This is a genomic window from Streptomyces lavendulae subsp. lavendulae, from assembly GCF_002803845.1.
Taxonomy (GTDB): domain Bacteria; phylum Actinomycetota; class Actinomycetes; order Streptomycetales; family Streptomycetaceae; genus Streptomyces; species Streptomyces lavendulae.
In genome coordinates, this window is the sequence record NZ_CP024985.1 from 7,621,749 (window position 1) to 7,646,537 (window position 24,789).

Annotated in this window: 22 protein-coding genes; 7 read left to right on the top strand and 15 right to left on the bottom strand. The window is 73.1% G+C overall.

From position 1 onward, the window contains the following. Positions 1-103: 103 nt before the first annotated feature. From SLAV_RS34155 to htpX, 3 genes are read right to left on the bottom strand one after another with little or no spacing between them, the layout of a single operon-like run. The gene (locus SLAV_RS34155) at positions 104-1,378 is read right to left on the bottom strand and encodes a phosphoribosyltransferase (RefSeq protein WP_030235449.1); all 1,275 of its coding nucleotides are present in this window, start codon (positions 1,376-1,378) and stop codon (positions 104-106) included. A gap of 36 nt (positions 1,379-1,414) precedes the next feature. After that, the gene (pspAB, locus tag SLAV_RS34160) at positions 1,415-2,005 is read right to left on the bottom strand and encodes a PspA-associated protein PspAB (RefSeq protein WP_030235447.1); all 591 of its coding nucleotides are present in this window, start codon (positions 2,003-2,005) and stop codon (positions 1,415-1,417) included. Positions 2,006-2,042: 37 nt separating this feature from the next. Further along, complete coding sequence (htpX, locus tag SLAV_RS34165) at positions 2,043-2,957, bottom strand: zinc metalloprotease HtpX (RefSeq protein ID WP_030235445.1); 915 nt, start codon at positions 2,955-2,957, stop codon at positions 2,043-2,045. A gap of 125 nt (positions 2,958-3,082) precedes the next feature. Between htpX and polX the strand changes: the two genes are divergently transcribed. Next, the gene (gene polX / locus SLAV_RS34170) at positions 3,083-4,801 is read left to right on the top strand and encodes a DNA polymerase/3'-5' exonuclease PolX (RefSeq protein ID WP_030235443.1); all 1,719 of its coding nucleotides are present in this window, start codon (positions 3,083-3,085) and stop codon (positions 4,799-4,801) included. A 28-nt stretch (positions 4,802-4,829) separates the two neighbouring features. Here polX and SLAV_RS34175 read toward each other — a convergent pair whose 3' ends face one another. Together SLAV_RS34175 and SLAV_RS34180 are read right to left on the bottom strand one after the other, a co-directional pair. Then, the gene (locus SLAV_RS34175; protein WP_030235440.1) at positions 4,830-5,390 is read right to left on the bottom strand and encodes a hypothetical protein; all 561 of its coding nucleotides are present in this window, start codon (positions 5,388-5,390) and stop codon (positions 4,830-4,832) included. 101 nt (positions 5,391-5,491) lie between these two features. Beyond that, complete coding sequence (locus tag SLAV_RS34180; RefSeq protein ID WP_051841221.1) at positions 5,492-6,424, bottom strand: peptidoglycan-binding domain-containing protein; 933 nt, start codon at positions 6,422-6,424, stop codon at positions 5,492-5,494. Between the two features lie 220 nt (positions 6,425-6,644). On the opposite strand from SLAV_RS34180, the gene SLAV_RS34185 reads away from it, so the two are divergent. Next, a complete protein-coding gene (locus tag SLAV_RS34185; RefSeq protein WP_030235435.1) occupies positions 6,645-7,163 on the top strand; it encodes a hypothetical protein in 519 nt (172 codons plus the stop codon). 68 nt (positions 7,164-7,231) lie between these two features. Continuing rightward, positions 7,232-7,522: a hypothetical protein gene (locus tag SLAV_RS34190; protein ID WP_030235432.1), complete on the top strand. Its 291-nt coding sequence runs from the start codon at positions 7,232-7,234 to the stop codon at positions 7,520-7,522. Positions 7,523-7,612: 90 nt separating this feature from the next. Here SLAV_RS34190 and SLAV_RS34195 read toward each other — a convergent pair whose 3' ends face one another. From SLAV_RS34195 to SLAV_RS34240, 10 genes are all read right to left on the bottom strand, one after another. Then, entirely contained in the window at positions 7,613-8,140 is a 528-nt protein-coding gene (locus tag SLAV_RS34195; protein ID WP_051841220.1) for a nucleoside 2-deoxyribosyltransferase, read from the bottom strand. A 75-nt stretch (positions 8,141-8,215) separates the two neighbouring features. Further along, positions 8,216-8,866: a class I SAM-dependent methyltransferase gene (locus SLAV_RS34200; protein ID WP_030235427.1), complete on the bottom strand. Its 651-nt coding sequence runs from the start codon at positions 8,864-8,866 to the stop codon at positions 8,216-8,218. A 31-nt stretch (positions 8,867-8,897) separates the two neighbouring features. Beyond that, positions 8,898-10,781 (bottom strand): hypothetical protein, encoded by a 1,884-nt coding sequence (locus tag SLAV_RS34205; RefSeq protein ID WP_030235424.1) that lies wholly within the window; start codon positions 10,779-10,781, stop codon positions 8,898-8,900. Between the two features lie 137 nt (positions 10,782-10,918). Next, positions 10,919-12,145 carry an MFS transporter gene (locus SLAV_RS34210; RefSeq protein ID WP_030235422.1) on the bottom strand — a complete coding sequence of 409 codons (1,227 nt, stop codon included), beginning with the start codon at positions 12,143-12,145 and terminating at the stop codon, positions 10,919-10,921. A gap of 103 nt (positions 12,146-12,248) precedes the next feature. Further along, positions 12,249-13,487, bottom strand: a complete 1,239-nt coding sequence (locus SLAV_RS34215; protein WP_030235419.1) for an ATP-grasp domain-containing protein — start codon at positions 13,485-13,487, stop codon at positions 12,249-12,251. Next, complete coding sequence (locus SLAV_RS34220; RefSeq protein WP_030235417.1) at positions 13,484-14,665, bottom strand: DegT/DnrJ/EryC1/StrS family aminotransferase; 1,182 nt, start codon at positions 14,663-14,665, stop codon at positions 13,484-13,486. The genes SLAV_RS34215 and SLAV_RS34220 overlap by 4 nt, the downstream gene beginning before the upstream one ends. Next, on the bottom strand, positions 14,662-15,828 hold the full coding sequence (gene blsG / locus SLAV_RS34225) for an arginine 2,3-aminomutase (RefSeq protein WP_051841219.1): 1,167 nt from the start codon (positions 15,826-15,828) through the stop codon (positions 14,662-14,664). Before blsG ends, SLAV_RS34220 begins: the two co-directional genes overlap by 4 nt. Before the next feature lie 130 nt (positions 15,829-15,958). Next, entirely contained in the window at positions 15,959-16,903 is a 945-nt protein-coding gene (blsF, locus tag SLAV_RS34230; RefSeq protein WP_234333767.1) for a CGA synthase-related protein, read from the bottom strand. Continuing rightward, positions 16,891-17,880, bottom strand: coding sequence for a cytosylglucuronate decarboxylase (gene blsE, locus SLAV_RS34235; protein WP_030235410.1), 990 nt, complete (start codon positions 17,878-17,880; stop codon positions 16,891-16,893). Before blsE ends, blsF begins: the two co-directional genes overlap by 13 nt. Before the next feature lie 70 nt (positions 17,881-17,950). Continuing rightward, entirely contained in the window at positions 17,951-19,204 is a 1,254-nt protein-coding gene (locus SLAV_RS34240) for a hydroxymethylcytosylglucuronate/cytosylglucuronate synthase (protein ID WP_037687915.1), read from the bottom strand. A gap of 333 nt (positions 19,205-19,537) precedes the next feature. Here SLAV_RS34240 and SLAV_RS34245 point away from each other — a divergent pair, with 333 nt between their 5' ends. From SLAV_RS34245 to SLAV_RS34260, 4 genes are all read left to right on the top strand, one after another. Further along, the gene (locus SLAV_RS34245) at positions 19,538-21,214 is read left to right on the top strand and encodes an ABC-F family ATP-binding cassette domain-containing protein (RefSeq protein WP_030235404.1); all 1,677 of its coding nucleotides are present in this window, start codon (positions 19,538-19,540) and stop codon (positions 21,212-21,214) included. A gap of 181 nt (positions 21,215-21,395) precedes the next feature. Continuing rightward, on the top strand, positions 21,396-23,231 hold the full coding sequence (locus tag SLAV_RS34250; RefSeq protein WP_030235400.1) for a glycoside hydrolase family 15 protein: 1,836 nt from the start codon (positions 21,396-21,398) through the stop codon (positions 23,229-23,231). Positions 23,232-23,361: 130 nt separating this feature from the next. Further along, complete coding sequence (locus tag SLAV_RS34255) at positions 23,362-24,048, top strand: helix-turn-helix domain-containing protein (protein ID WP_234333765.1); 687 nt, start codon at positions 23,362-23,364, stop codon at positions 24,046-24,048. A 61-nt stretch (positions 24,049-24,109) separates the two neighbouring features. Further along, entirely contained in the window at positions 24,110-24,706 is a 597-nt protein-coding gene (locus tag SLAV_RS34260) for an Rv1733c family protein (protein ID WP_030235396.1), read from the top strand. Positions 24,707-24,789 lie beyond the last annotated feature (83 nt).

Consider the following 24,789-nt stretch of genomic DNA (forward strand, 5'->3'; position numbering starts at 1 on the left):
AGGAACCCGGCCGTCTCGATTTGTCTCTTCCGAGCCTCTCCCGGCTGTCCCGCACGTGCCCGGCGTCGACGTCGATCCTGGCGCCGACCGGCATCCGGAAGCGCTACCGGGCCGGTGGCAGCAGGTGCCGCGTGAACCAGTCCCGGGCAAGGGCGGCCGCTTCGTCCAGTGTTCCCGGTTCCTCGAAGAGGTGCGTGGCGCCGGGGACGATGTCCAGGCGGTTCTCGCAGCGCAGTTCCCGCCGGGCCTGCTGGTTGAGGCCGAGCACCGTCGTGTCGAGGGCGCCGACGATGAGGAGCGTGGGGGCCCGCACGTCGGCGAGCCGTGGCCCGGCGAGGTCGGGGCGGCCGCCGCGGGAGACCAGGGCGCCGATGTCCGCGTCGGCGGAACCGGCCGCCCACAACGCCGCCGCGGCGCCGGTGCTCGCCCCGAAATAGCCGATCGGGACGGACCGGAGGTGCCGCAGCCAGCGGGTGGCGTCCGCCAGCCTCCGGCCGAGGGTTTCGATGTCGAAGACGTTCGCGCGCTCGGTTTCCTCCGCCGGTGTGAGCAGGTCGAACAGCAGGGTGCCCAGGCCCGCCAGGTTCAGGGCCGCCGCCACCGACCGGTTGCGCGGGCTGAGGCGGCTGCTGCCGGAGCCGTGGGCGAACATGACGACCGCACCCGAGCCCTCCGGCAGTGTGAGGTCTCCGGCCAGCCCGACGCCGCCCGCGTCCACCACCACCTCGCAGGCCCGGGCGGCGCGGTCGGCGGCCCGTGCGAGCAGGGCGAGGACCTCTTCGTCGGGGGTCTGGGTGAAGTCCCGGTACCACTCGCCGACGGCGCGGAAGGCGCGCGGTGCGGACAGGCAGACCACTTCGTCGGCCGGGCCGCGCAGACGGGCAACGGCGTCCGGCGGCGCCACCGGGACGGCCAGCACCACGCGGGCCGCACCCTGCGCCCGTACGACCTCGCATGCGGCCGCGGCCGTGGCGCCGGTCGCGATCCCGTCGTCCACCACGATCACCGACCGTCCGTCGAGCGGTACGCGCGGCCGGTCACCGCGGAACCGCCGCGCCTGAACGGCCAGCGCTGCCGTCTCGGCGCGCTCGACCGCCGCGAGATCCTCCCGGCTGACCCGGCCGATACGGACGATGTCCTCGCTGATGACCCGCACGCCGCCCTCGCCGATGGCGCCGAACCCCAGTTCACGGTGGGAGGGGACCCCGAGCTTGCGCACGACGATCACGTCGAGCGGGGCACCCAGGGCCCGCGCCACCTGGAAGGCCACCGGGACTCCGCCCCGGGGCAGTCCCAGGACGACGGGATCCTCCCTCGCCAGGTGACGGAGTGCTCCGGCGAGCTGCCGGCCCGCGTCCGTGCGATCGGTGAACATCATGGTGGTCCCTTCCCGCGCCACCGGAGCGCCTCGGGCTCAGCCGAGACCGGGAGCTCCCCACACCGGGAACCAGCGGCCGAGGTCCGCCTCTATCGGCAGGTCGTCCGCGAGCAGCGCCCTGATCTGCAGTTCCGTGGCGTTGTCGCGTTTCCCGGTCTGTCCGGGCAGGGGCGCGAACGGGTAGAAGGTGCCGCGCTTGTACAGGTAGACCAGGGCCAGAGCACGCCCCGCCGTCGCCTCGTGGAAACCCATCAGGGAACAGAGCAGCTGCGGACCGAAGCCGGCGTCCTGGAGGAGGGCGTTGACGGCGTGCAGGTCGTTGACCAAGGAGGCGGTGTCGTCGGCAGGGCGCCGGGCGAGGAGCCAGGTGTAGCCGTACGCGTCCTGGCTGAATTCGACCGGTCGGCCCCCGCTGCCGGTATCGGCGTCGAGCAGCTCCCGCACGTCCTCCTGGAGCCGGGCGAAGGCACCGCCCTCGACGCTGGCGAAGCACACCGAGCCGACGCCGGTGGGAGCGAACCCGGCACCCGCCTGAAGGGTGATCGCGGCGGAGGGCAGGCCGAAGAGCCGGTCGAGGTCGGGAAGCACCGGCTTGCTGCGGCCGAGGATGGTGTCGAGGAGTCCCACGGCAGAAACCTCCGTTCACGGTGACGCGCCAGGCCGCTCAGGGACGGCCGAGCTGCGCCGCGATCGTGCCCAGCCGGTCCAGCCGCTCCTCCAGCGTGGGGTGGGAGGAGAGCAGCCTGCCCAGGCTCTCCCTCGACGAGAACGCGGGCGCGAACCAGAACGCGTTGAACGGCTCCGCCGTGCGCAGGTCCCGGCTCGGGATCCTCGCCATCTCACCGGTCACCTTGGTGAGCGCGGAGGCGAGCGCCGACGGCCGGCCGGTCAGCAGCGCGGCCGCGCGGTCGGCGGACAGCTCGCGGTAGCGGGACAACAGCCGCGTCAACAGAAAACTGATCATGTAGACGATGGCGCTGACCAGGGGAATCAAGAGCGCCACGATGGCGGCGTTGCCATCGCGGCTGTTGCGCCCGAGTCCGCTGTAGACCGCGATGCGGGTCATGATGCCCGCGAGGACACCGAGGAACGACGCGACGGTCATCACCGCGACGTCGCGGTGGGCTACGTGCGACAGCTCGTGCGCGAGGACACCCTCCAGCTCCTGCGGCTCCAGGCGGCGCAGCAGCCCCGTGGTGACGCAGACCAGTGCCGTGCGCTCGCTGCGGCCGACGGCGAAGGCGTTCGGCACGTCGATGTCGGCGATCGCCACCCGCGGCTTGGGCATGTCGGCGAGGGCGCAGATACGGTCCACGGCACCGTGCAGCTCGGGCGCCTGCTCGGGGGTGACCTCGCGGGCACCCATGCTGGAGGCCGCGATCCGGTCGCTGAACCAGAACTGGGCGACGAACAGACCGCCCGCGATCACCAGAACGGTGGGCCACGAGCCCCGGAGAAGGACCAGCAGGGCGCCCACGAACACGACGTAGAGCAGCCCGATGAGGAACATGGTCGTCACCATGCGGGTGGTGAGTCCCTTGTCCGGGACGTAGCGCGAACGAGACAGGCTCCCAGGCATCCGACCGCCCTCCAGCCGGAGCGCGTACGCCGCGCTCCTCACTCTCGATTGTGCTGCAACTTCCTTCCCGCCGTGCGGACACTCCGGGCCTGGCCCGTCCCGGCCCGCGGGGGCACCCTGGAAGCATGGTCCGAGCCAACGACCAGGTCGAGGCGATGCTCCAGGAGTACGCCGACCTCATCGCCCTCCGGGGAGGGGACGCGTTCAAGGCGCGCGCCTACGAGAAGGCCGCCCGCGCCGTCGGAGGCTACCCGGACGACGTCTCGGCACTCGATGCCCAGGGCCTGCGCGACATCCCCCACGTCGGCAGGTCGGTCGCCGACAAGGTCCTGGAGTACTTGCGGACCGGCCGCATGTCCGTGGTCGACGAAGCCAGGGCGTCCGTTCCGGCCGGAGTGCGCGAGCTGATCGCCGTTCCGGGACTGGGCCCCCGCAAGGCCATGGTCCTCTACGAGGAACTGGGCATCACCTCCGTCGACCAGCTGCAGGACGCCATCCGCCAGGAACGGCTGCGTGATCTGAAGGGCTTCGGCGAGCGGACCGAGCAAAGCATTCTGCACGGCATCTCCGTACTCCGGAAGGCCGGCGAGGGCCGGATCCTCGTCAGCGCGGCCATGGACGTCGCCGAGCAGCTCGTCGCCGAGATGTCGGCCATCCCCGGCTGTGTCCGGTGCACGTACGCGGGGTCCCTGCGCCGGATGAAGGAGACCATCGGCGATGTCGACATCCTGGTGGCCGCCCACCGGCCGGCCCCGTTCATGGAGGCTCTCGTCGCCCTTCCCGGCACGGCCGAGGTCATCGCACGCGGGGAGAAGAAGACCTCCGTACGGACCGCCACGGGACTCCAGGTGGATCTACGGGTCCTCCCGCCGGCCTCCTGGGGAGCGGGCCTGCAGTACTTCACCGGCTCCAAGGCCCACAACATCCGCACCCGTGCACTCGCGGTACGCCAAGGACTCAAGCTCTCCGAGTACGGGCTCTTCGACGCCGAGAGCGGCCGGAGCATCGCCTCCGGGACCGAGGAGGCGATCTACACGAGGCTCGGACTGCCCTGGATCCCGCCGACGCTGCGCGAGGACCGCGGCGAGATCGCGGCGGGGCTGCGCGGCGAACTCCCCGACCTCGTGACGGAGCGGGACATCCGCGGCGACCTCCACACCCACACCGACCTCACGGACGGGCTGGCCCCGCTGGAGGACATGACCGCCGCCGCTGCCGCCCGCGGCTACGCGTACTACGCGGTCACCGACCACGCCCCGAACCTGTCCATGCAGCGCATGACCAGCGAGAAGATCCTCGCCCAGCGCGAGCGGCTGCGCGAACTGGACGGCGGGCACCACACGATGCGCCTGCTGCACGGCACGGAACTCAACATAGGCCCGGACGGCGACCTCGACTGGCCCGACGAGTTCCTCGCGGAGTTCGACCTCTGCGTGGCCTCGGTCCACTCCCACTTCAACCAGAACAGACGGGAGCTCACCGGCCGCCTCATACGCGCCTGCGAGAACCCGCACGTCTCCGTCATCGGCCACCCCACGACCCGCCTGATCGGCAGACGCCCGCCCATCGACGCCGATCTCGACGCGGTGTTCGAGGCCTGTGCGCGCACCGGCACGGCGCTGGAGATCAACGCGCATCCCGAGCGGCTCGATCTGTGCGACGAGGACGTCCTGCGCGCGAAACGGCACGGCGTGAAGTTCGCGGTGAACTCGGACGCGCACGCCACGACACATCTGGCGTACATGCGCTACGGGGTGGCGACGGCGCAGCGCGGCTGGCTGACGACGGACGACGTCATCAACACCTGGCCGCTGGCGAGGCTGCGCCGCTTCCTGGGCCGGTGAGCCTCCCGGCCGCCCCGGCGGGAGCGGGTCACCGCAGACCCGAGACCCTGAAGACCGTGAGGGCCGTCTCGCGGTCGATGCGCTCCGCCAGCTGCCGCAGGGCGGTCGCCCCGCGCAGCAGGGTGCCGCGCCGGACCGACGTACGGGTGTCCGTGTCCAGGCGGCGCCACATCGCCGGATTGCGGACCAGGACGGCCGGGTCGATCTCCACCCGGCCTCCCCGCGCGTCACGGAGGACCAGCCGCTGGGCCACCCCGTCCGACCAGCGGACCGAGACGAGCGAGTCGGTACGCACGGTGTCCGCCAGCAGCAGTCCGCGGGCGGTCAGCAGACCGGGACCCACGGAGACCCGAGGCGGGTGCAGGATGACGAAGAGAAGGCAGGCCAGGCCGGTCCAGAGGATGCCGCGAATCACGTCGAGGGTTCCGAAGCCCGCGTCCATGGCGAACAGGGCCGTGAGGAGGAGGAACGCGACTCCGAGCGCCGAGCGCCTCTCGGCGGCCCAGTGGGTGTCGTGTACGAAGGGTTCCGAAGGCGCCGCTTCGGTGCCGGGTGCGCCGGTCGCGGCCTGAGTGAAACGTCGTCCCATGGGAGCGACGTTAGGGCGGGCAGAGGCCCTGGAGCCGGACCCTGACACCCCGCTGATGGGATGCCTACGCCATCTTTACCGCGATGCGCCGATCGGATCGCTCAGCCGTGCAGACGGGGCTGTTGGGAGCCCATGAGCGCGAGCCAGACCGGCGGTTCGGCGATGCCGGTGGCGGGCATGCCGTGCGCCGACTGGAAGGCGCGCAGGACGTCCTCGGTGTCGGTGGTGAAGGAGCCCGTCACCGCGGTGGGGTGCCCGGCGTTGGTGAGCAGCGCCTGCAACGCGGTCACGGCATCGCCCCGGTCGCCCGCCCGTACGGTGACGACGAGCCGGGGCCAGGTCCGGGGCCCGACCCGGCCGTCCGCGTCCAGCCCGCGTTCGCTCTGGAAGCCCTGCACCGCGGTCACGGTCGCCGCGTCGACCGTACCGGTGACCTCCACGCGGTGGCCGTGCGCGTTGAGCAGGTGCTGCACGGTCCGCGCCTCCCACAGCACGTCCCCGAGCCGGACCACCGGCCAGGACGGGCCGGGGGACGGTTGCGCGGCAGGGGCGGACGCGGAGGAGATCGGGGACGGCCCGGGCGGAAGGGGGCGCAACCAGGCGCCGACCCACACGGCCGCCGCCAGCAGCACCAGATGTCCCAGCACCCGCACCGCTGCGGGAACCCCCACCCGACGGCGCACGGGAGCGCTGTCCCCGCCGGCCACCGCCTCCCCGACGGCTCCGCGCGCCCGGGGAACGCGCCGCGCCGCGTGGACGGCCTCGGCCAGCGCGAGGGCCTCCTCCAGGCGGGCGGGATCCGCCCGCAGCTCGGTGTGCAGCACCCGGACGACCCGGGGCGGCGCCGCCATGGGGCGCCCGGGGTTGAGGTAGCGGGACATCGTCGCCTGGTCGACCCCCGCCCGCCGCGCCAGCGCCTTCTGCGTGGGACGCGTTCCCGGGTACGCCTCCCACCACCCCCGCAGCAGGGAGGTCAGCGCGACGGCCGGGTCCGGGATCCGCGCGCCCGTGACCGCCCGATGGTCACTGTCCACGGCGCATCCCCCTGCATGGCGCATTGCAGCTGGTCACAGCCGTGCATGCATGCGTGCATGTACGCATGGTCACGGCACAACCCCAGATGGTAGCGGCATCCTGGGTGCGCACGGCACGGTGAGGAGGCGGAAGACGGCACCGCGCCCGACCCGCACCCCCACCCCACCCCCGGGCCCGCCCGATTCCTGCGGGACCGGGACACCGAGAGGAAACGAACCCATGACCACACTGCCCCGCCGCGCCTGCGTCATCGCCCTCGCCACGGCGGTTCCCCTGCTGATGGCCTCCGGCATCGCCCAGGGCGCCCCGGCCACGTACACCCACGAGGCCGCGGCCAGGGAGTTCCGCGCGGCCGGCGTCTCCTGGACGTCCAGCAAGAACTGCTCCAACCGGCGGGACAGCGGCTGTACGTCCTTCACCGGCATCAACCGGGCGACCGTCTCGGGCGCCATCGCCTTCAAGAGGGCCAGCCGCTGCACGGTGATCATCACCGGCGGTACCGAGGAGGGCCACAGCGAGCGCGGGAAGCACACCCACCGCAACGGCTACAAGGTCGACATGGCCCTGGTGAAGAAGCACAAGAACGACGTGCCGTGCCTGGACACGTACATCACCGGCCACTACGCGAAGGCCGGAACCCGCGGCGACGGTGCCGCTCTGTACAAGTCGCCCGACGGCAACGTCTACGCCCGCGAGACCAGCCACTGGGACGTCACGTACCTCAACGGCAAGGCCTGACCGGCCCGGCCCCCGTTCCCCAGCCGCGCCTCCGGGCCGGTGCCGGAACGGGTCACTAGCCTGGCCCCATGACTCCCGCGTCCCACCCCGCCCCGGACCGGTACACCGTCGTCCTGCGCCCCGGACCGCCCGGCGTCCAGGACGCCAAGGGCCACGACGCGGTCGTGCGCACCGCCCGGGTCGAAGCCACCGGCGCCACCGGTGTCTCCGGCTACCCCCGTTACGAGGGGGAGGGGGTCCAGGCCGAGATCGACCCCGAGAGCCGGGCGGTCGAGGCCGTCACCGTGGACGGCGAGGAACTCCCGTACGGCTGGACCGCCCAACTGGCCGACGACGACCCCGGCCGCCGCCGGACCTGACCCACGGCACGCGCCTTCACACGTTCTTCCGTAGCCGGCCGGGGACCGGGCCCCGCCCGTGGCCGGAGCCCGGTCCCCGGAACCGGTCGTTCAGCGGGCGCCGCTGCGTTCCCGCTGTCGGCGGACCGCCAGGTCCACCGCCCGGTCGACGGCCGGCAGGCAGGTGGCGATGTCCGTGTGGACGACGTACTCCACCGACGCGACCGTGTGCAGGCCCTGGACCAGGAAGGTGTACTCCCTGTCGCGCTCCAGCAGCAGCACGATCGGCTTGTCGAAGGCGCTGGCCCAGCCGATTTCGATGTGGGTGCCCGGGGAGGCCGGGTGGCCGGGCAGCGCCACGAAGACGTCGGCCTTGCGGATCTCGTCCTGGTCGAGCTTCGTGCACTGCTCCGGCCGCATCAGTTCCGCCCCCCACGCCTCGCGGCGGTGGGCGTTGTGCACGGAGAGCCCCTGCGCCTCGAAGTGCTTGATCAGGACGTCGAACGGGGCCCGGGCGTCGGCCGGCATCTCCCCGGTCGCGGGGTCCAGGAGCTGGATGAACGGGCCGGCCAGGAAGACCGAGCGGATGCCCGGCTCGGGGCGGGAACCAGGGGGGTCGAGGGGCTGCGTGACGGCCATGGGGGTACCTCCGGGAGTGGCGCCGGGGCGCGCGGTCGGGCGTGGCTGGGGGCGAGGGGAGAGGGGCGGGCTGGGTCAGTCCTTGATGAAGCACTGGACGAAGGCGTCGCCGGTGGTGCCGCCGTGCGTGTACTCGGTGGTGTCGTACGCGACGAAGGGGTGCCGCTCGACCCGGATCCGGCGGAAGTGCGGCAGGTACTGCCAGCGCAGCTCCGGCTTGGTGCTGAAGAACGGGATGAAGACGCCGCCGGGGCGCAGCACCCGGACGACCTCCGGCATGGTCCTGGCCCACAGCCCGGCGTCCGTCCAGACCTCCATGTCGAGGGCCGGGTCGAAGAACATCCCGTCGATGCTCTCCGACGGCAGCGCGAAGATCCGCTCGAAGAAGTCGCCGCGCTCGACCGTGAGGTTGTCGGGCACGTGGGGGTGGCGGGCCCGGAACAGGTCCTCGACCTCGTCGAAGAGCTCCAGCACCGTGTGGCTGCGGGTCGCCGGGTTGCCCGCGATGCGCAGCGCGGACAGGCCGAGGCCCAGCCCGACCTCGTAGAAGTCCTTGCCGTACTCGCACAGCATGTCGGCACTGGCCCACATCAGGTCCCGCTCCCAGGCCTGCATGGCCTGCTCGCCGCCGATGCTGAGGGTCACTTCGCCGTTCTGCTCGATCAGTTCGATCGCCGGCCTGTCCTGGGGCGCGGTGTCCCGCTCGGCGACGTCCTGGCTCTTCATGCTCTTCTCCTCGTAGGGGTGTGGGGGGCGGTCAGGTGGTCCGGGGAACGACGCCGAAGTGGCGCCGGGCCGTGGAGACGGCGAGGTCCTGTACGGCGAGCACCGTGAAGTAGTAGGCCTGCGGGGCGGTTCCGGGGTCGAACCGCACCCGGAACGCGACCTCCTCGGCCCGTCCGCCGGTGAGCCGGAGCCTGGTGGTGGCCGGCTCCACGGTCGTGTCCCCGCGCAGGTAGGTCGGGACGAAGAGCCCCAGCCGGACCGGGCCGGTACGGGCAGCGGTGACGGTGGCCCGGACCTCCAGCACCCCGCCCTGTGCGACCTCGTCCGGGGCGTGGGCGAGCAGCGCGGGGGAGTCGGGGATCCGGAAGGTGACGTCGCCGCACCGCATGCAGACGGCGCACGTGGTGTCCAGGACGTGCGGGAGCAGGCCCCGCCGGGTGAACTCCTGTGCGGGGCGGCCGCAGTGGCAGGTGACCTCCCGGACGTCCGGGTCCAGGCTGCTGCGGTCACCGAAGTACGCCGGGTAGTTCATCAGCTCGGTCTCGGGATCGGCTGCGACCTGCTCGGTGATCACGTGGTCGAGGGACTGCAGGTCCGCCGTGAGCGAGGCCTCGATCTGCTCGGGCGACTGGTCGGCGAGATGCGTGGGCCGGGCCACCCAGAGGTCCACCTTCCGGGCCAGTTTGGTCAGCCGGGGCCGCAGCGCGTGGTTGTGCGGCAGCAGGTCCGAGGCGAGGTAGGCGGTGAGCCGGGTGCCCGCGGTCAGCAGCAGCGGGTCGGGGCGGTGGTCCGCCGGAGCGGGCGGCGCCGGAGTGTCCTCCGGCGCCCCCGGCAGTCCGAAGCGCATGAACGCCGGGTACGGGTGCGAGCCCGCCAGGCTGGCGTTGAGGGTGTCGACCGAGTCCGCGCCGACGAGGGCGCCGTGCATCCAGGCCACGTTCTCCGGCCGGTCGGAGTCGTGCACCGACACGGCCGAGACCACCGTACGGGCCGGGCCGTCGAGCGCGTTCAGCAACAGCTGGTACTTGGGGTCGTAGAGGGCGAGGTCCGCGAGCGGACCGCTGTTGCAGGCGCTGAGCACCAGCTCCACGGCCTCCACCCGGTTGAGGGGGACCAGCTTGTCCTCCGGCTTGTAGCAGGGCAGCCCGTACGCGCAGCGCGGGCCCAGCAGCCCGGGAGCGGCCGGGGCCGAGGCGTTCAGCCCGCAGATGGTGAACTCGCCGAGGTTGACGCTGTCGTCCTTGCCGTGTCCCTGGAAGCCCACCCGCCGCCACCGGGTGCCCAGGATCTCCGCCTGGATGTCCGCACGCTCGAAGTCCCGGTCGTCGAAGACCTGGACGCCGGGCAGCCGGGGAGGCCGGTCGGTGTCGGTGAACAGGCCCAGCGCGTCGACGTCGAGGGCCGGCTCCGCGTACTGCTTGGCGACGTTCCAGCAGACCGAGGCGTCGTCGCGGCCGCTCAGCAGCGTCAGGCCGTGCCGCGGGCCGCGGTAGGTCGCCATCAGCAGGGCCCGGACGGGGTCGAGGGTGAGCCGGTCGTAGCGGCCGACGACCAGCAGCGAACCGCCGTGCCGGGCCCGGAACCCCGCGAGGTCCGCCAGTTCCTCCTCGTCCGCCCAGGTCCGCGCGAACGGCCGGGCCAGCTCCGCGAGACCTCCGGGCAGGTGCGCCGCGCCGAGGACGATCCCGACGTCCAGCGGGTGCGGCTGCCGCAGAGCGCCGTACAGCCGGCCGGCGAGCTCGACGCTCTCCGCCAGATCGGCGCGGTCCTCGGTCGGCACCGGCACCGGAAGGAGCCCGGGGGAGTCCAGGAACTCCCGTACGGCATCGGCGAATTCCCGCCGGACGACCGGACGGAACAGGGGAACCGGACCGGCCGGCCGGCCGGTTCGCTGCTCGGTGAGAGCGGCGTTCATGGTGGACCACCTCGTGTCGACCGCGCCGGGGCGCGGGGGTAAGGGGAATGGGGTGAGGGGGACGGGGAGCGGCCGCCCGCCGGGTACGGGTGGACGGGACTGCCCGGCGGGAGGGGGCGGGCCTGTGGGCCCGGCCCTCACGCCGCGCACTTCACCGTCGGCGCCGCCCGCCGCGTCAGCAGCCCCCGGCAGGCGAAGGCCAGCGCGGCGGCGGCCAGCGCGGTACCGGTCGCCACCGCGAACACCGTCCGCGGCCCGAACGGATCCATCAGCAGCCCGCCGGCCTGCTGGCCCAGGGCGTCGCCCAGGACGGTCGCCAGCGACGCCCAGGTGAACGCCTCCGCCATGGACCGCCCTTCGGCGATTCCGCTCACCAGGCTCATCTCCGTGGCGGAGACCAGGGCGATCGGTACGCTGCCCACCGCGAGCGCCACGGCCAGGCCCACCTGGGAGCCCGCGAGCAGCGTCAGCCCGGTGCCGACGGCGTACGCCAGCAGCAGGCGGCCCAAGCGCGCCTGGGGGGCCACCTCCGACTGGGACCGGCCCAGCCAGACGGCCCCCAGCGCGCTGCCGACACCCCAGCAGGCGTACACCACGCCCGCGCCGCCCGGAGCCCCGTGCCGGTCGACGAACGCCGGGATCGCGAGGGTCAGCAGGCCGATGGGCACGGCGGAGACGGCCATGATGCCGGTCAGCGCCAGCAGGGCCGGCTCCCGCAGCGGCCCCAGCGGGTGGCCCGGACCCTTCGGGGCCGCCGGGGCGCCTTCGGTGCCGTCGGGCAGCCGGGTGTACGCGAGCCCGAGCGTTCCCAGGCCGCCCACCACCGCGATCACCGTCAGCGCCAGGCCCGCCGGGCCCGCCAGCATCAGCGCCGCCAGCATCAGCGGCGCACCGATCACCAGGACCTCGGCGAGCAGCGCCTCCCAGAGGTAGGCCGTCTCGCGTTCCTCCTCCCGGAGCGGCATCCGCGCCCAGAGCGAGCGCATGCAGGCGTTCGCGGGCGGCAGCACCACCCCCGCGGCGAGCGCCGCCACCGGCTGCGCCCAGCCGCCCGGGCGGGTCGCCCACACCAGGACGGCCAGTGCCGCCGGGTAGGCGACGGCGGTCACGGTCAGCACCGCCGTGCGGCCGCGGCGGTCCAGGCGGCGGGCGATCAGCGGGCTGCCGAGGGCCATCCCCAGCGTGTACAGCGCGGCGACCAGGCCGGCCTGGGCGTAACTGCCGCCCTGTTCGCGGACCGTGAGGACGAGGGCCAGCGACATCAGGTAGACCGGCAGTCTGGAGACCACGCTCCACCAGGCCGCCCCGGCCACCCGGGGACGCGTGAGCAGGTCGAGGAAGCGACGGGGCAGGCCGCTGGTCACGTGTCGGTCTCCGTTTCGACGGCCGCGCGGCGCGGCGCGGACGGGTCGGGTGCCGGGTCGGGTGCCGGGCCGCCGTCCGGGCGGACGGCGCGGGTGGCGGAGGTCAGGTGGGGACGGCGCAGGCCTCCTGCGCCACCACCTCGATCGTGAAACGGGCGAGCACCTCGCGCATGCGGCTCTCCACCTCCCCGACCGAGGCTCCCACGACGTGGGCGTACCCCGAGGCGTTGTGCGAGGCCCGGCGGGCCGTCACCGTGTCACCGGCACGGACCTTGAGCACCGCGTCGATCACCCCGGGCATCCCCAGGAGCTCCTCGCGGGAGGTGATTTCCCGGACCAGCCCGCTGCCCGGCAGCGGCAGCAGCAGGTCGCCGGCGCAGCGGCGCTCCCGGTAGGCGAGTTCCGGGCGGCGGCCGAGGTAGACCGCCAGGGTGGCGCCGAACACGTCGAAGCCGTACGCGTGCCCGTGGTTGGCCGGGATCTCGCAGCCCGCGAGCCGTACGCCGATCTCACCGGCGTACACCTCGCCGTCGATCAGGAAGAACTCCATGTGGGCGTAGCCGTGGTCGATGCCCATCCCCGTGACGATCCGCTGGACGAGCGCCCGCAGGTCGACCGGCGGGCCCTCGCCGGTGCCGACGCTGATGTTGGCGTTCATCGCGCCGTCGACGATGTCCAGCGGACGGCAGGGCATGGCACTCGGCCAGGCGTCGAGGACCTCGCCGTCGAGGACGATCGCGCAGACCTCCCACTCGGTGCCGCCGAGGTACGCCTCCACCATCCAGTCCCGGGCCGCGAGGTCGATCCCGGCGAGGCCGTCCGGCCCGTCGAGCCGGTGGGTGTCCACGCAGGCGAACGAGTCCACCGGTTTGAGCACCACCGGCCAGCCGTGCCGGCCGGCGAACCGCTCGATCCCTTCGGCCGACCGCACGCGCTCGAACTCCGCCGTACGCAGGCCCAGTTCCCGGAAGCACGCCTTCATGGCGGCCTTGTCGCGGACCAGGTCCACCTGCCGCTCGGTCAGGTGCGGCAGCCCGGCCAGCTCCGCGAACCGCTGGGCCGCGGCCTGCCGGGGCTCCGACGGGTTGCAGAACCTGGTCGGCGCCGTCGGCAGCCCGGCCGCCCACTCCCGGTACCGCCGGGCCTCCTCGGCCGGCGCCGCGCCCTCGCGCACCCAGAAGGCGGGCAGGTGCGCGGTCTCCAGCAGGTAGTCCTCCGGCAGGTCCGGCCGGGTGTCGGCGAACCGCAGCAGGACCAGCCGGCCGGCCAGCTCCCGGGCCGCGTAGCGGGTGAAGGACGACGGCCGGTCGTCCACCATCAACAGCACCTCGGCGCCGCTCACACCGCCTCCAGCACCTGGCGGACGGCCTTGGCCGCGAGCGCCTGTTCCTCCTCCGGGAGTTCCGGGGAGAGCGGCAGGCACAGGGTGCGGTCCAGCAGGTCCCTCGTACGGGCGAAGCCGTCGCGGCTGAGCGCGAGGGGCCCCTCCGGGGCGTGGTTCCACGGGAAGCCGTCGCGGTAGAGCGAACGGCGGCCCGTGAGCACCGGATGCTCCGGCAACAGGTACTTCCCGAGGGTCCAGTTGGCGATGCCGGCCGCGGTGAGCGCGGCCACCGCGGCGTCCCGAAGCTCCTTGCTCTCGCACCGGAACCGCAGGCTGACCTTCACGTCTCCGGCGGCCCGGGGCCGGACCTCCAGGTCGGGCCGGGCGGGCAGTTCGGCCATGGCGATCGCGTACATCCGCTCCAGCCCGGCCAGCAGCTCGTCGAGGTGGCGGAACTGCTGGCACTGGACGGCCGCGACCTGCTCGCTGGTGACGAAGTTCTCCCCGAAGTGCGCGTCCTCGTCCCACGTCGGGTAGCGGCCCGGGACCCGCGCCGAGCCGTGGTCGTGGTAGCGGCGCATGGTCGCCCAGGCGCCGTCGTCGTCGGTGAGGACCAGCCCGCCCTCGCCCGAGGTGAGGACCTTGTTGTGGTGGAAGCTGAAGGTGCCGGCGTAGCCCGCCGTCCCCACGTACCGGCCGTCGGGGAAGCGCGCGCCGAGGGACTGCGCGCAGTCCTCGATCAGGTAGGGGACGTCCGCCGGCAACGGGGCCACCGTGCCCTCCATGTGGGCCGTGATCACCCGCTGCGCGTCCGGAGGCAGCAGCGTCGGGTCCATGGAGAGCGAGTCGTCGGCGTCCACCAGCACCGGGATCAGGCCGCAGGACAGCACCGCGCCGGCCACCGCGACGAACGTCACCGCCGGGATGTACACCGGGTCGCCGACGGCCGGGCCGGTGGAGATCAGCGCCAGCCTCAGTGCCTCCGTGCAGTTGTGCACGGCCAGGGCGTGGCCCGCGCCCAGCCGTTCGGCCACGGTCCGCTCCAGGAGGGAGGCCATGCTCTCGGTCTCGGTCTGGTACCGGAACAGGACCTGGTGCTCGATCACCTTCCGCAGCTCCGACATGTCGGACCAGTCGAGGTAGTTGGCTCCGTAGGGCAGGAAGCGCTGCCCGAGCCGCTTGTCGAGTGTGCTCATCGTGCGTCGGACTCCGTGATCGGCTGCGCGGCACCGCCGACGACCATTTCCTGGCCTCGGTAGTTGCGCAGCAGCAGGCCGTCGGGGGTGCGGGTGAAGGAGGGCTGCGCGATCGGGATCTTGCCGATCCTGGTGGTCAGCACGTACTGGGGGACGCCGAACCCGGTGATGTGGCCCTGGAGGCCGTCCATGATCTCCCAGCCCTTCTCCACCGTCGTCATGAAGTGCGAGACCCCGGTGACGTTGTCGCAGTGGTACAGGTAGTACGGCCGGACCCGGATCCGCAGCAGCTCGGTCATCAGGGTGCGCATGGTGGCGACGTCGTCGTTGATCCCGCGCAGCAGCACCGTCTGGTTCCCGACCGGGATGCCGTGCCGCAGCAGGCGGTCCACGGCGGCCGCGGACTCCGGAGTGATCTCCTTCGGGTGGTTGAAGTGGGTGTTCAGCCAGACCGGGTGGTAGCGGGCGAGCATGGAGCAGAGGTCCTCGGTGATGCGCTGCGGCAGCAGCACGGGGAACCTGCTGCCGATCCGGATGATCTCCACGCTGGGGATCGCCCGCAGCCCGGCGACGATCTCCTCCAGCTTGCCGTCCTGGTAGGAGAGCGGATCCCCGCCGGTCAGCAGGACGTCGCGGATCTCGGGGTGGTCGGCGATGTAGCGCAGGTCCTCGTCGAAGGAGCCGCCCTCGTCGTCACGGAAGTAGGTGCCGTCGACGTCGGTCGTGTGGAACTTGCGGGTGCAGTGGCGGCAGTAGACGGGGCAGGCCTCGGTGATCAGCATGATCACGCGGTCCGGGTACTTGTGCACGACCCGGTTGGTCTTGCGGTAGTAGGTGTCCCCGACCGGATCGACCTCGGCCCCGGGGAACTCCATCAGCTCGCCGAGCGCCGGAACCGCCTGCAGACGGACCGGACAGGCGGGGTCGTCCGGGTCCATCAGGGAGGCGTAGTACGGGGTGACGCTCCAGCGGTACTTGCCCGCCACCCCGGCGATGGCCGCCTCCTCGTCGGCGGTGAGGTTGATCCACCGCCCGGCCTTCTCGACGTTGGTGATGCGCCGGCGCATGTGCCAGCGCCAGTCGTCCCAGTCGGTCTCCGGGACCCTGGGACGGATCAGTTCGGGGCGGGCGGCGGTGACGGGTTCGCGGAGGGTGTCGGACATGGCGGCTCCAGCTCGACGCGGACGACGTGGGCGAGGTGGCCGGAACCGGCGGGGCCGGACCGGCGGGCTGACGGGGAGGCGTGGGCGGGCGGGCGCGGCGCTCCCGCGGCGGGCGGCCTCGGGGCGGGGCTCACAGAGGCGCCAGCGCGAGTTGGCGGAGGGTACGGGCGACCCGCTGCGCGCCGCGCATGTCGTCCAGGGCCGGGTCGAGCAGGTGCCACGGCCCGGCCGGGGCGGCGGGTTCCCACAGGCCCGGGTCGTGGGGATCACCGGCCGAGGGCAACGGCAGGACCTCGCCGACCTGTCCGGCGAGGGCCCGCTGAGCGGCCCCCAGCGGTGGCAGCAGCGCCAGCGGTGCCCGCCGCGCCTGCGCGAGGGCGAACGCCCCGAGCACCGGCGAGGCGAGGAACACGGCGGCGTCGGCGTGGAGCGCGTCGGCGTCCGTCTCGGCTGCCCGGAGCACCCGGACGCCCGGCTGCTTTGCCAGGGCGGACCGTACGAGGCCGAGCCCCGTGTCGGCGACGACGGTGCAGCTCCCGGTGCGGTGCAGCGCGGCGGCGGCCAGCTCCCGCAGCGCCCCGGACGCGAAGGCCCCCGCTTCGGCTTCGGGGACGTGCCACAGGGACAGCATCAGGAGGGTGCCCGAGCGGGTCCGGCTCCGGCCGGTGCGCCGCGGCGCGAGGACCCCGGTGGGCCGGGCGCCCCGGGCCGGGGGCCCGGGCAGCGGCAGCCACCCCGGACGGTGCACCCGTACGAGTGCGCGCCCCGGCGGCGCCTCGCCGCCGGGCGGGCCGGGCGGCCCCGACTCCAGGTGCACCACCGGTACGCCCAGCTCCAGGAGCCGCCCGGTGGCGGCCACGTCGTCGCAGACCAGCGCCGCGACCGGCGGGGGTTCGACGTCGTTCCAGTCGTTCCAGTCGGTCCGGCGCAGGTCCCCGAGGTGGGCGGCCACCCGGCCGAGGGCGAGGAGCGAGTCCAGCCGGTCCTCGCGGGCGCTCAGCAGCACCCGCGGGCCGGGGGAGGCGCCGCCGTCCGGCGCGGCCGGAGCCGCCCCGGCCGGGTTCAGTAGTGCCATGCCCCCACCGCCCCGAGCCGAGCCACGTCGTCGCTGTACCCGGCGGCGGTGGTGGAGCACCCGCTGCACACCTCGGGGCCGCGCTCGCGGAAGTAGTCGGCGTGCGCCCGGAACACCGGGGTGTCCAGCCGGATCACCCCCTGCTCCCGCAGGGGTGCGCCACCGGGCCCGTCGTCGCCGTCCCGGTGGGGGATGCAGCTGCACGCGTACATCCGCCCGTACTTGCCGTCCACGTAGATGACGTCGTCGGCGACGTGGCACAGCGGTTCGGCGGCCCGCGGCGTGACGGACCCCGTGAAGTACCGCTCCTGTTCCTGCGGGGTGTCCCCGTAGAAGCGTTTGCCCATCGGGACCAGCAGGGAGGCCGGGTCGGCGTCGTAGATCGGATCGCAGACGCTGCGGACGTGGTCGGCGTCGGGGTAGGTGATCGTGCGGTCGAGCTTGAGCGCGGACAGTTCCCACTGCCGTACCCCCGCCCCCGTCAGGACCTCCTGGAGCCGGGGCATCTCGGTGTAATTGTGCGGCCCCACCACGGTGTTGACCCTCGGGAGGACACCGAGGGCTGCGGCTTCCCGCAGGCCCCGCAGCCCGCTGTCGAACATGCCGGGGGAGCGCCGGTAGACGTCGTGGGTGGCGCCCGAGGCGCCGTCCAGGCTGACGATCACCTGGGCCAGGCCGGCCGCGGCCAGGGCCGCGGCCATCCGGGGCAGCAGCGAGCCGTTGGTGATGAGGGACATCTTCATCCCGGCCGCCGTACCCGCGCGCACCAGCTCCACCACGTCCGGGTGCATCAGCGGTTCGCCCCCGGTGAACCGGACGTAACCCACGCCGGCGTCCCGGGCCTTGGGGAGCAGGTCGTCGAAGTCCTCCGGGGAGAAACGGAACGTGTCGCGGGAGAGGGCGAACTCGCACATGAAGCAGTCGGCGTTGCAGGCTTCCAGGATCCTGATGAAGAGGTAGCGATCGCGTGTACGCACGGGGTGGAGACCTTCCAGGCGACTCACGGACGGGTGGGAGGGTGCGGGTGGAACGCGCGGCCCGGGCGGGTCAGGAGGACGGGCCCGCCGGGCCCAGGACGTCGAGCAGTGCGTCGGCCACCTGGGCCGCGCCACGGGTGCCCACCGCGGTGGTGAGCGCGTCCCACCGGTCGACGCCGGCGGATCGGCGCAGCGCGTCCAGGACGCCGTCGCGCAGGGCCCGGCCGATGTCCTGCCGGTCGTCTCCCCGCGCGGCCGCGCCGATCGCTCCGTAGATCCTTTCGAGGGCGTGGTCCTCGCCCTTCGCGCGGAGCGCCAGCACCTCGTCCTCGGCGAGCACCTCCTTGGGCCAGAGCACCCGCAGCGGGGCCCCGAGCGCCTGGCTGTGGTACCGGCCGTTGAAGATCTGGCTGAGGTTCTGCGGTGGCAGGCAGACGGTGGGGACGTGCAGCCCGCCCGCTTCGAGCAGGGTGGTCAGACCCGGCGAGGTGAGCAGGACGTCGCAGGCGTCCAGCCGTTCCAGGAACGCGCCGTGCCCGAGTGGTCCGGCGGTGGTCCGCGGCGGGGCGGTGGACGAGTCGACGAGGCGGCCCGCCAGGTCGCCGGGCAGGTTGCCGGCGATGTGCACCTCCTCGATCCCGTGGGCGGCGAGGGCCTCCAGGGCGGCCGGTACGACCAGGCGCGGGTAGTGCTCCGGATCCACGAGGTTCGGCGCCCGCAGCCCGCCCAGGCTGATCAGCGCCTTGCGGTACGGGCGGCCCGCGCCACGCCGGACGGCACGCTCCGGCGCCGAGGCGCGGGGCCGGGCAATGACCGCCTCGACCCAGCGCAGCCCCCGGGCGTCGGCCAGGACGGCCCGGCACTCGGTCGGCAGCTCGACGCTCTTCTGGGCGCAGTACACCGTGGCGTCCAGCGGCAGCGAGGCCCGGTCGCCCTCGGACCAGAGGAAGGGCAGGCTGTCGACGAACACGGTGGGCACGCCGGCGGCCAGCAATGCCTGCGCGGCCGCGCCGTCCAGGACCACCACCGCGGCCCGCACCCCCTGCGACCGTACGAACTCCCGCACGGCGGGGGCCAGTAGGCGGGGATCGTCCGGCAGGTCGTACCAGCCGTCCACCGCGTGCTCGGCGAGCAGCGGGCGGCCCAGTCCCGATGCCATTCCGACGAACCGCAGGGGAGGTGTGGACCGGTCCCGCAACACGGAGAGTACCGCGCTCAGTTTTCCCGAGCTTCCCCATCCGAATTCAGCCCCGACGAGTGCGACGGTGACGGGATCCAACCCCGGTGCGGGGGCCGCGGATTGCATGGCGGCATTGGGCGGCATTGGCTGATTCTCGCATTTCCATGGAGGGATGGCGCGCCTGGAACAGAGGACGGGCACTGCGCACGGATCCGCAATACGCACAGGCGCAAGGTCGCCCCGGGTGAGATCGTGTGGTGCCTCCCCGGAGCCCTTTCGAGGACAACCCTCCCGTACGCCGGTGCATGATGCAAGGAATTGGCGCGGCATCGATACCGGCGAGTGAATAGCCGGATCAGTCGAATAATCATGAGCCGATGAGAGGTGATTGACGTCTCGTCACACGATCGGAAATCAATCGGACGGGCCGCCGGAAACGAATCGCCCCGAACGGCCCGGGCCGCTAGCATTTGCTCCATGGGCTACCTCGAAGCCGCCTCCCTCGGTCATGTCCTCCCCGACGGTCGCGAACTGTTCCGTGAAGTCTCATTCCGGGTTCCGGCAGGCCAGACGGTCGCGCTCATCGGCGACAACGGCGCGGGCAAGACGACTCTCCTGCGCACCCTCGCGGGCGAAATCCCGGCGCAGCGCGGATCGTTCCGGAGCCAGGGCGCCGTCGCCGTCATGCCGCAGTTCATCGGCAGTCTGCGCGACGACCGCACCGTCCGGGACCTCCTGCTGACCGTCGCCCCGCCGCCGCTGCGGACGGCGGCCGTCGCCCTCGACGCGGCCGAGCTCGCCATGATGGAGGCCGACGACGAGCGCACCCAGGTCCGCTACGCCCAGGCGCTGGTGGACTGGGGCGAGGCGGGCGGGTACGACCACGAGGTGCTCTGGGACACGGTGACGGTCGCCGCGCTCGGTGTCCCCTTCCAGGCCGCGCAGTTCCGCGAGGTGTCGACGCTCTCCGGCGGCGAGCAGAAGCGGCTCGTCCTGGAGGCCCTGCTCCGGGGGCCGGCCGAACTGCTGCTGCTGGACGAGCCGGACAACTATCTGGACGTTCCCGGAAAGCGCTGGCTGGAGGAGCAGCTCACCCAGACCCGGCAGGGCGTGCTGCTGATCACCCACGACCGTGAGGTGCTGAGCCGCACGGCCGGACAGGTCGTGACGCTGGAGGGGGGAACGGCCTGGACCCACGGCGGCGGCTTCGCCACCTGGGGCGCGGCCCGTGAGGCCCGCTGGCAGCGCGCGGCGGAGCTGCGCCAGCGCTGGAGCGAGAAGCACGATCAGCTCAAGGAGCTGGTCCGGACCCTGCGTCAGCAGTCCTCCATCAGCGACGAGATGGCCTCCCGGTACCACGCGGCCCAGACGAGGCTGGCGAAGTTCGAGGCCGCCGGGCCGCCGCCCGCGCCGCCGCGCCGCCAGCGGGTCGCACCGGACCTGCGCGGCGGCCGCACCGGCATCCGCGCGATCACCTGCAAGGACCTCGAACTCACGGGACTGATGCGGCCGTTCGACCTGGAGGTGTTCTTCGGCGACCGGGTCTGCGTGCTCGGTTCGAACGGATCCGGCAAGAGCCACTTCCTGCGCCTGCTGGACGAGGTCTCCAAAGACACGGACACGGACACGGACGCGAACACGGACACGGACGCGGCCGCGACCGTGGCGCACACCGGTGAGTGCCGACTGGGCGCACGCGTGCGGCCCGGACTGTTCGCCCAGACCCACCGCCACCCGGAGTGGGCCGGCCGGACCCCGGCCGACATCCTGGGCGCCGGGGAGGGGGACCGCCCCGGGCTGGACCTCCAGGGCGCCATGTCGGCCCTGAGCCGCTACGGCCTGGCGGGCGCCGGCCGGCAGAACTTCGAGACCCTGTCGGGAGGTCAGCAGGCACGCTTCCAGGTCCTGCTGCTGGAACTCGCCGGGGCGACCCTGCTGTTGCTGGACGAGCCGACCGACAACCTCGACCTGATCTCGGCCGAGGCCCTGGAGCAGGCCCTGGCCGGCTTCACCGGAACGGTGGTGGCGGTCACCCACGACCGCTGGTTCGCGAGGGTGTTCAGCAGGTTCCTGGTCTTCCGGGAGGACGGCCGGGTGGTGGAGACGGACGCACCGGTGTGGGACGAGGGCCGGGTCAGCCGCGTCCGCGGCTGACCCGGGACCGGGGACCGGCATCCCGTCCGCCGTACGCGAGGCGTACGAGGCGTACGGAGAGTGACCCGTCCTGTACCGCGCAGGCCCCGGCGGCTCCGTCGGACCCCGCCGACGGCATCGGTCTAGCATGAAGAGCAAGGTTTCGTTCCCGGGCCCGGGCCACAGCGGCAGGGAGGCCGGCATGGCGTTCGACACGACCGGTTTCGAGCAGGCGGACAGCGGCCGGTACGTCCCGATCTCCGAGCACGGCTTGATCGGTGATCTCCGTACGGCCGCCCTGGTCGGCACGAACGGCACCATCGACTGGTACTGCTGCCCGCGCTTCGACGCGCCCAGCGTGTTCGGGTCCATACTCGACGCCGACCGGGGTGGGTCGTTCGAACTGGCCGCCGAGGTCCCGACCCGCACCAGGCAGTTCTACTTCCCCGACACGAACGTGCTGATCACGCGGTTTTTCGCCGCGGACGGGGTGGCGGAGATCCAGGACTTCATGCCCGTGGTCGACGAGTCGCGCGAGGCGGCCCGGCACCGGCTGATCCGGCGGGTGGTCTGCGTCCGCGGGGCCCTTCCGTTCAGGGCGCGGATCGCCCCCCGCTTCGGCTACGGCACCGAAAAGCACACCGTGCACGTCGAAGGGCACACGGCGGTGTTCCGCTCCCCGTCGCTGACGCTCGCGCTGACCGCCACCGCGCCCCTGGAGGCCCAGGGTCCGGACGTGTGGTCGCACTTCAAGCTCCTGGAGGGCGAGTCCCACGTCTTCGCCCTCGACCGGCTCGTCGACGACGTCCCGCCCCGGGCGTGCCCGCGCGCCGAGGCGCAGGAGCAGGCCGACGCGACCGTCCGGTTCTGGCGCCACTGGCTGGCCGGATCCCGCTACCACGGGCGGTGGCGGGAGATGGTCAACCGCTCCGCGCTCGTGCTGAAGCTGCTCACCTACGCGCCGACCGGCGCGATCGTCGCCGCACCCACCACCAGCCTGCCCGAGCAGATCGGCGGCGGGCGCAACTGGGACTACCGCTACGTCTGGGTCCGCGACGCCGCCTTCTGCGTCTACGCGATGCTGCGCCTGGGGTTCACCTCGGAGGCCGAGGCGTTCATGGGGTTCATCTCCGAGCGGGGCATCCTGCGGGGCACGGGCGAGACCGGTCCGTTGCAGATCATGTACGGCATCGACGGGCGTACCGAGCTGCCCGAACGCGAGCTCCCGCACCTGGAGGGATACCTCGGCTCGGCCCCGGTCCGGGTCGGCAACGCCGCCACCGGCCAGCTCCAGCTGGACATCTACGGCGCGCTGATCGACTCGATCTACCTCTACGACAAGTGGGGGCAGCCGATCAGCAGCGACCGCTGGGACGAGGTCGGTGCCGTGGTGGACTGGCTGTGCGACAACTGGGACCAGCCCGACGAGGGGGTGTGGGAGACCAGGGCGGGCCGGCGGAACTTCGTGTACTCGCGCCTGATGTGCTGGGTGGCGCTGGAGCGCGCGATGCGCATGGCGAACCGCCGCGGTCTGCCGGCGGACCTGACCCGCTGGCGGGAGTCCCGCGACGCGATCTACCGGCAGATCATGCGGCGCGGCTGGTCGGCCGAGCGGGAGGCGTTCGTCCAGGGACTGGACGGCGACGTGCTGGACGCCTCGCTGCTGATGATGCCCATGGCCAAGTTCATCTCGCCCATCGACCCCAAATGGCTGTCCACCCTCGACGCGCTCACCGCGGACCTGGTCTCCGACTCGCTGGTGTACCGCTACGACCCGGCCGTCAGCCCGGACGGCCTGCGCGGCCCCGAGGGCACCTTCTCGATCTGCTCCTTCTGGTACGTGGAGGCGCTGGCCCGGGCGGGCCGGCTGGAGGAGGCCAGGCTCGCCTTCGAGAAGATGCTCACCTACGCCAACCACCTCGGTCTGTTCGCGGAGGAGATCGGCCCCACCGGCGAACAGCTGGGCAACTTCCCCCAGGCCTTCACCCACCTGTCGCTGATCAGTGCCGCCTTCAACCTCGACCGCGCGCTGGGCTGAGGCGGTGCCGACCGGTCCCCCGGGTGGGGCCGACCGGCCCAAGCGGGACGGAGGTGCGCCGGTGGAGGCTGGGGGTGACACGCCCACCGCACGACACGGTCGCCGAACCGTACCGGGAGTAGTGAGTGCCGTGAAGAGCACGCCGAGCATCCATCCGCAGCAGTCCGGCGCGACGGTCGGACGCACCGACCTCGGCCGCCGCCTGGCGTCCCGCCGCACCGCTCTCGGCCTGAGCCGCGAGGAACTGGGCCGGCGGTGCGGGGTGGACGGCCACTACGTCGCCTACCTGGAGGAGCACGCGGCCTCGCCGTCGATCGGCACCCTCGTCCGCGTCGCCGACGCCCTCGGCGTCACGGTCGACGATCTGACCGGGGCGAATGCCGACCGGGTCCACGGCCGTTCCGCCGCCCCGCGCGACAGCGAACTCGTGTCGCTGGACGAGGGCGAGTGCCGCGGGCTGCTGGGCACGCACGGGGTGGGGCGCATCGCCCTCTTCACCCCCGAAGGCCCGGCCGTCCTCCCGGTCAACTACCTGATCGCGGGTCCCGACATCGGGTTCCGCACCGCCGCCGAGTCCCTCGCGGCCGGTGCGGCGGGGACGGAGGTCGCCTTCGAGATCGACAACATCGACGACGTCACCGCCGGGGGCTGGAGCGTGCTGGCCGTGGGCGAACTGCGGGCCGTCACGGACGCGGACGAGATCCGTCACCTGACGGCCTCGGCCCGGTCCGAGCCCTGGGCCGGCGGCCCGCGCACCCACTGGATGAAACTCACCTCCGTCCGCCTCACCGGCCGCCGCGTCAAGCACGGGTCATGAGCCCCGGGCCCGCCGTCCGACCGGGCGGCGGGCCGGGCCGGACACAGGACGGAGGCGCGCCATGCACCACCGCACGCCGCGGGCGGCGGACAACCCCCTCAGGCGAGAGACCGACCGCACCCGGGCCCGCCTGCGCGTCGTCCTCGTGGTGGCCTGCCTGCTGGCCGCGATCTGCGGTGTCGCCGTCGGACGGAGCGCCTGGACGGACTCCCGCCGGGCCGCGGAGGAGATCGCACCCCACCGGCACTCCGTCCGGGCCGTGGCGGTCGGCGAGAGCGTCCACCGGGCCGGGACCGGGCTGACCGGACGCCCCGTCTCCGTGGCGCCCGTGACCTGGCGGGACACCGCCCACCGTGTCCACACGGGAAGCGTGCCCGTCCCGGCCGCCACCCGGTACGGAGACACCGTCCGTCTCTGGATCGACGACCGCGGGAACCCCGCCGCCGCCCCGCCCGGCGCCGCCGAGACCGCGCTGAACGCCATCGGCCTGGGCGCCGGGGTATCGGCCGTCGGCGTGCTCGCCGCGGGTGCCTTCGTCGGCGCGCGTCTGCGCGGTGTCGACCGGCGCAGCGCGCGGGCGTGGGAGCGCGAATGGGAGAGCGTCGAACCCCGGTGGTCCGGCCGTCTGCGCCCCGGACAGGGAACCGGTGACGACTGAGCCCGCCGCCGCCCGCCGCAGGGGCATGGTCCCCGTACTGGACGAGGCCCTGACCGACGTCGCCCCGGCACGCCGGGGGCGGG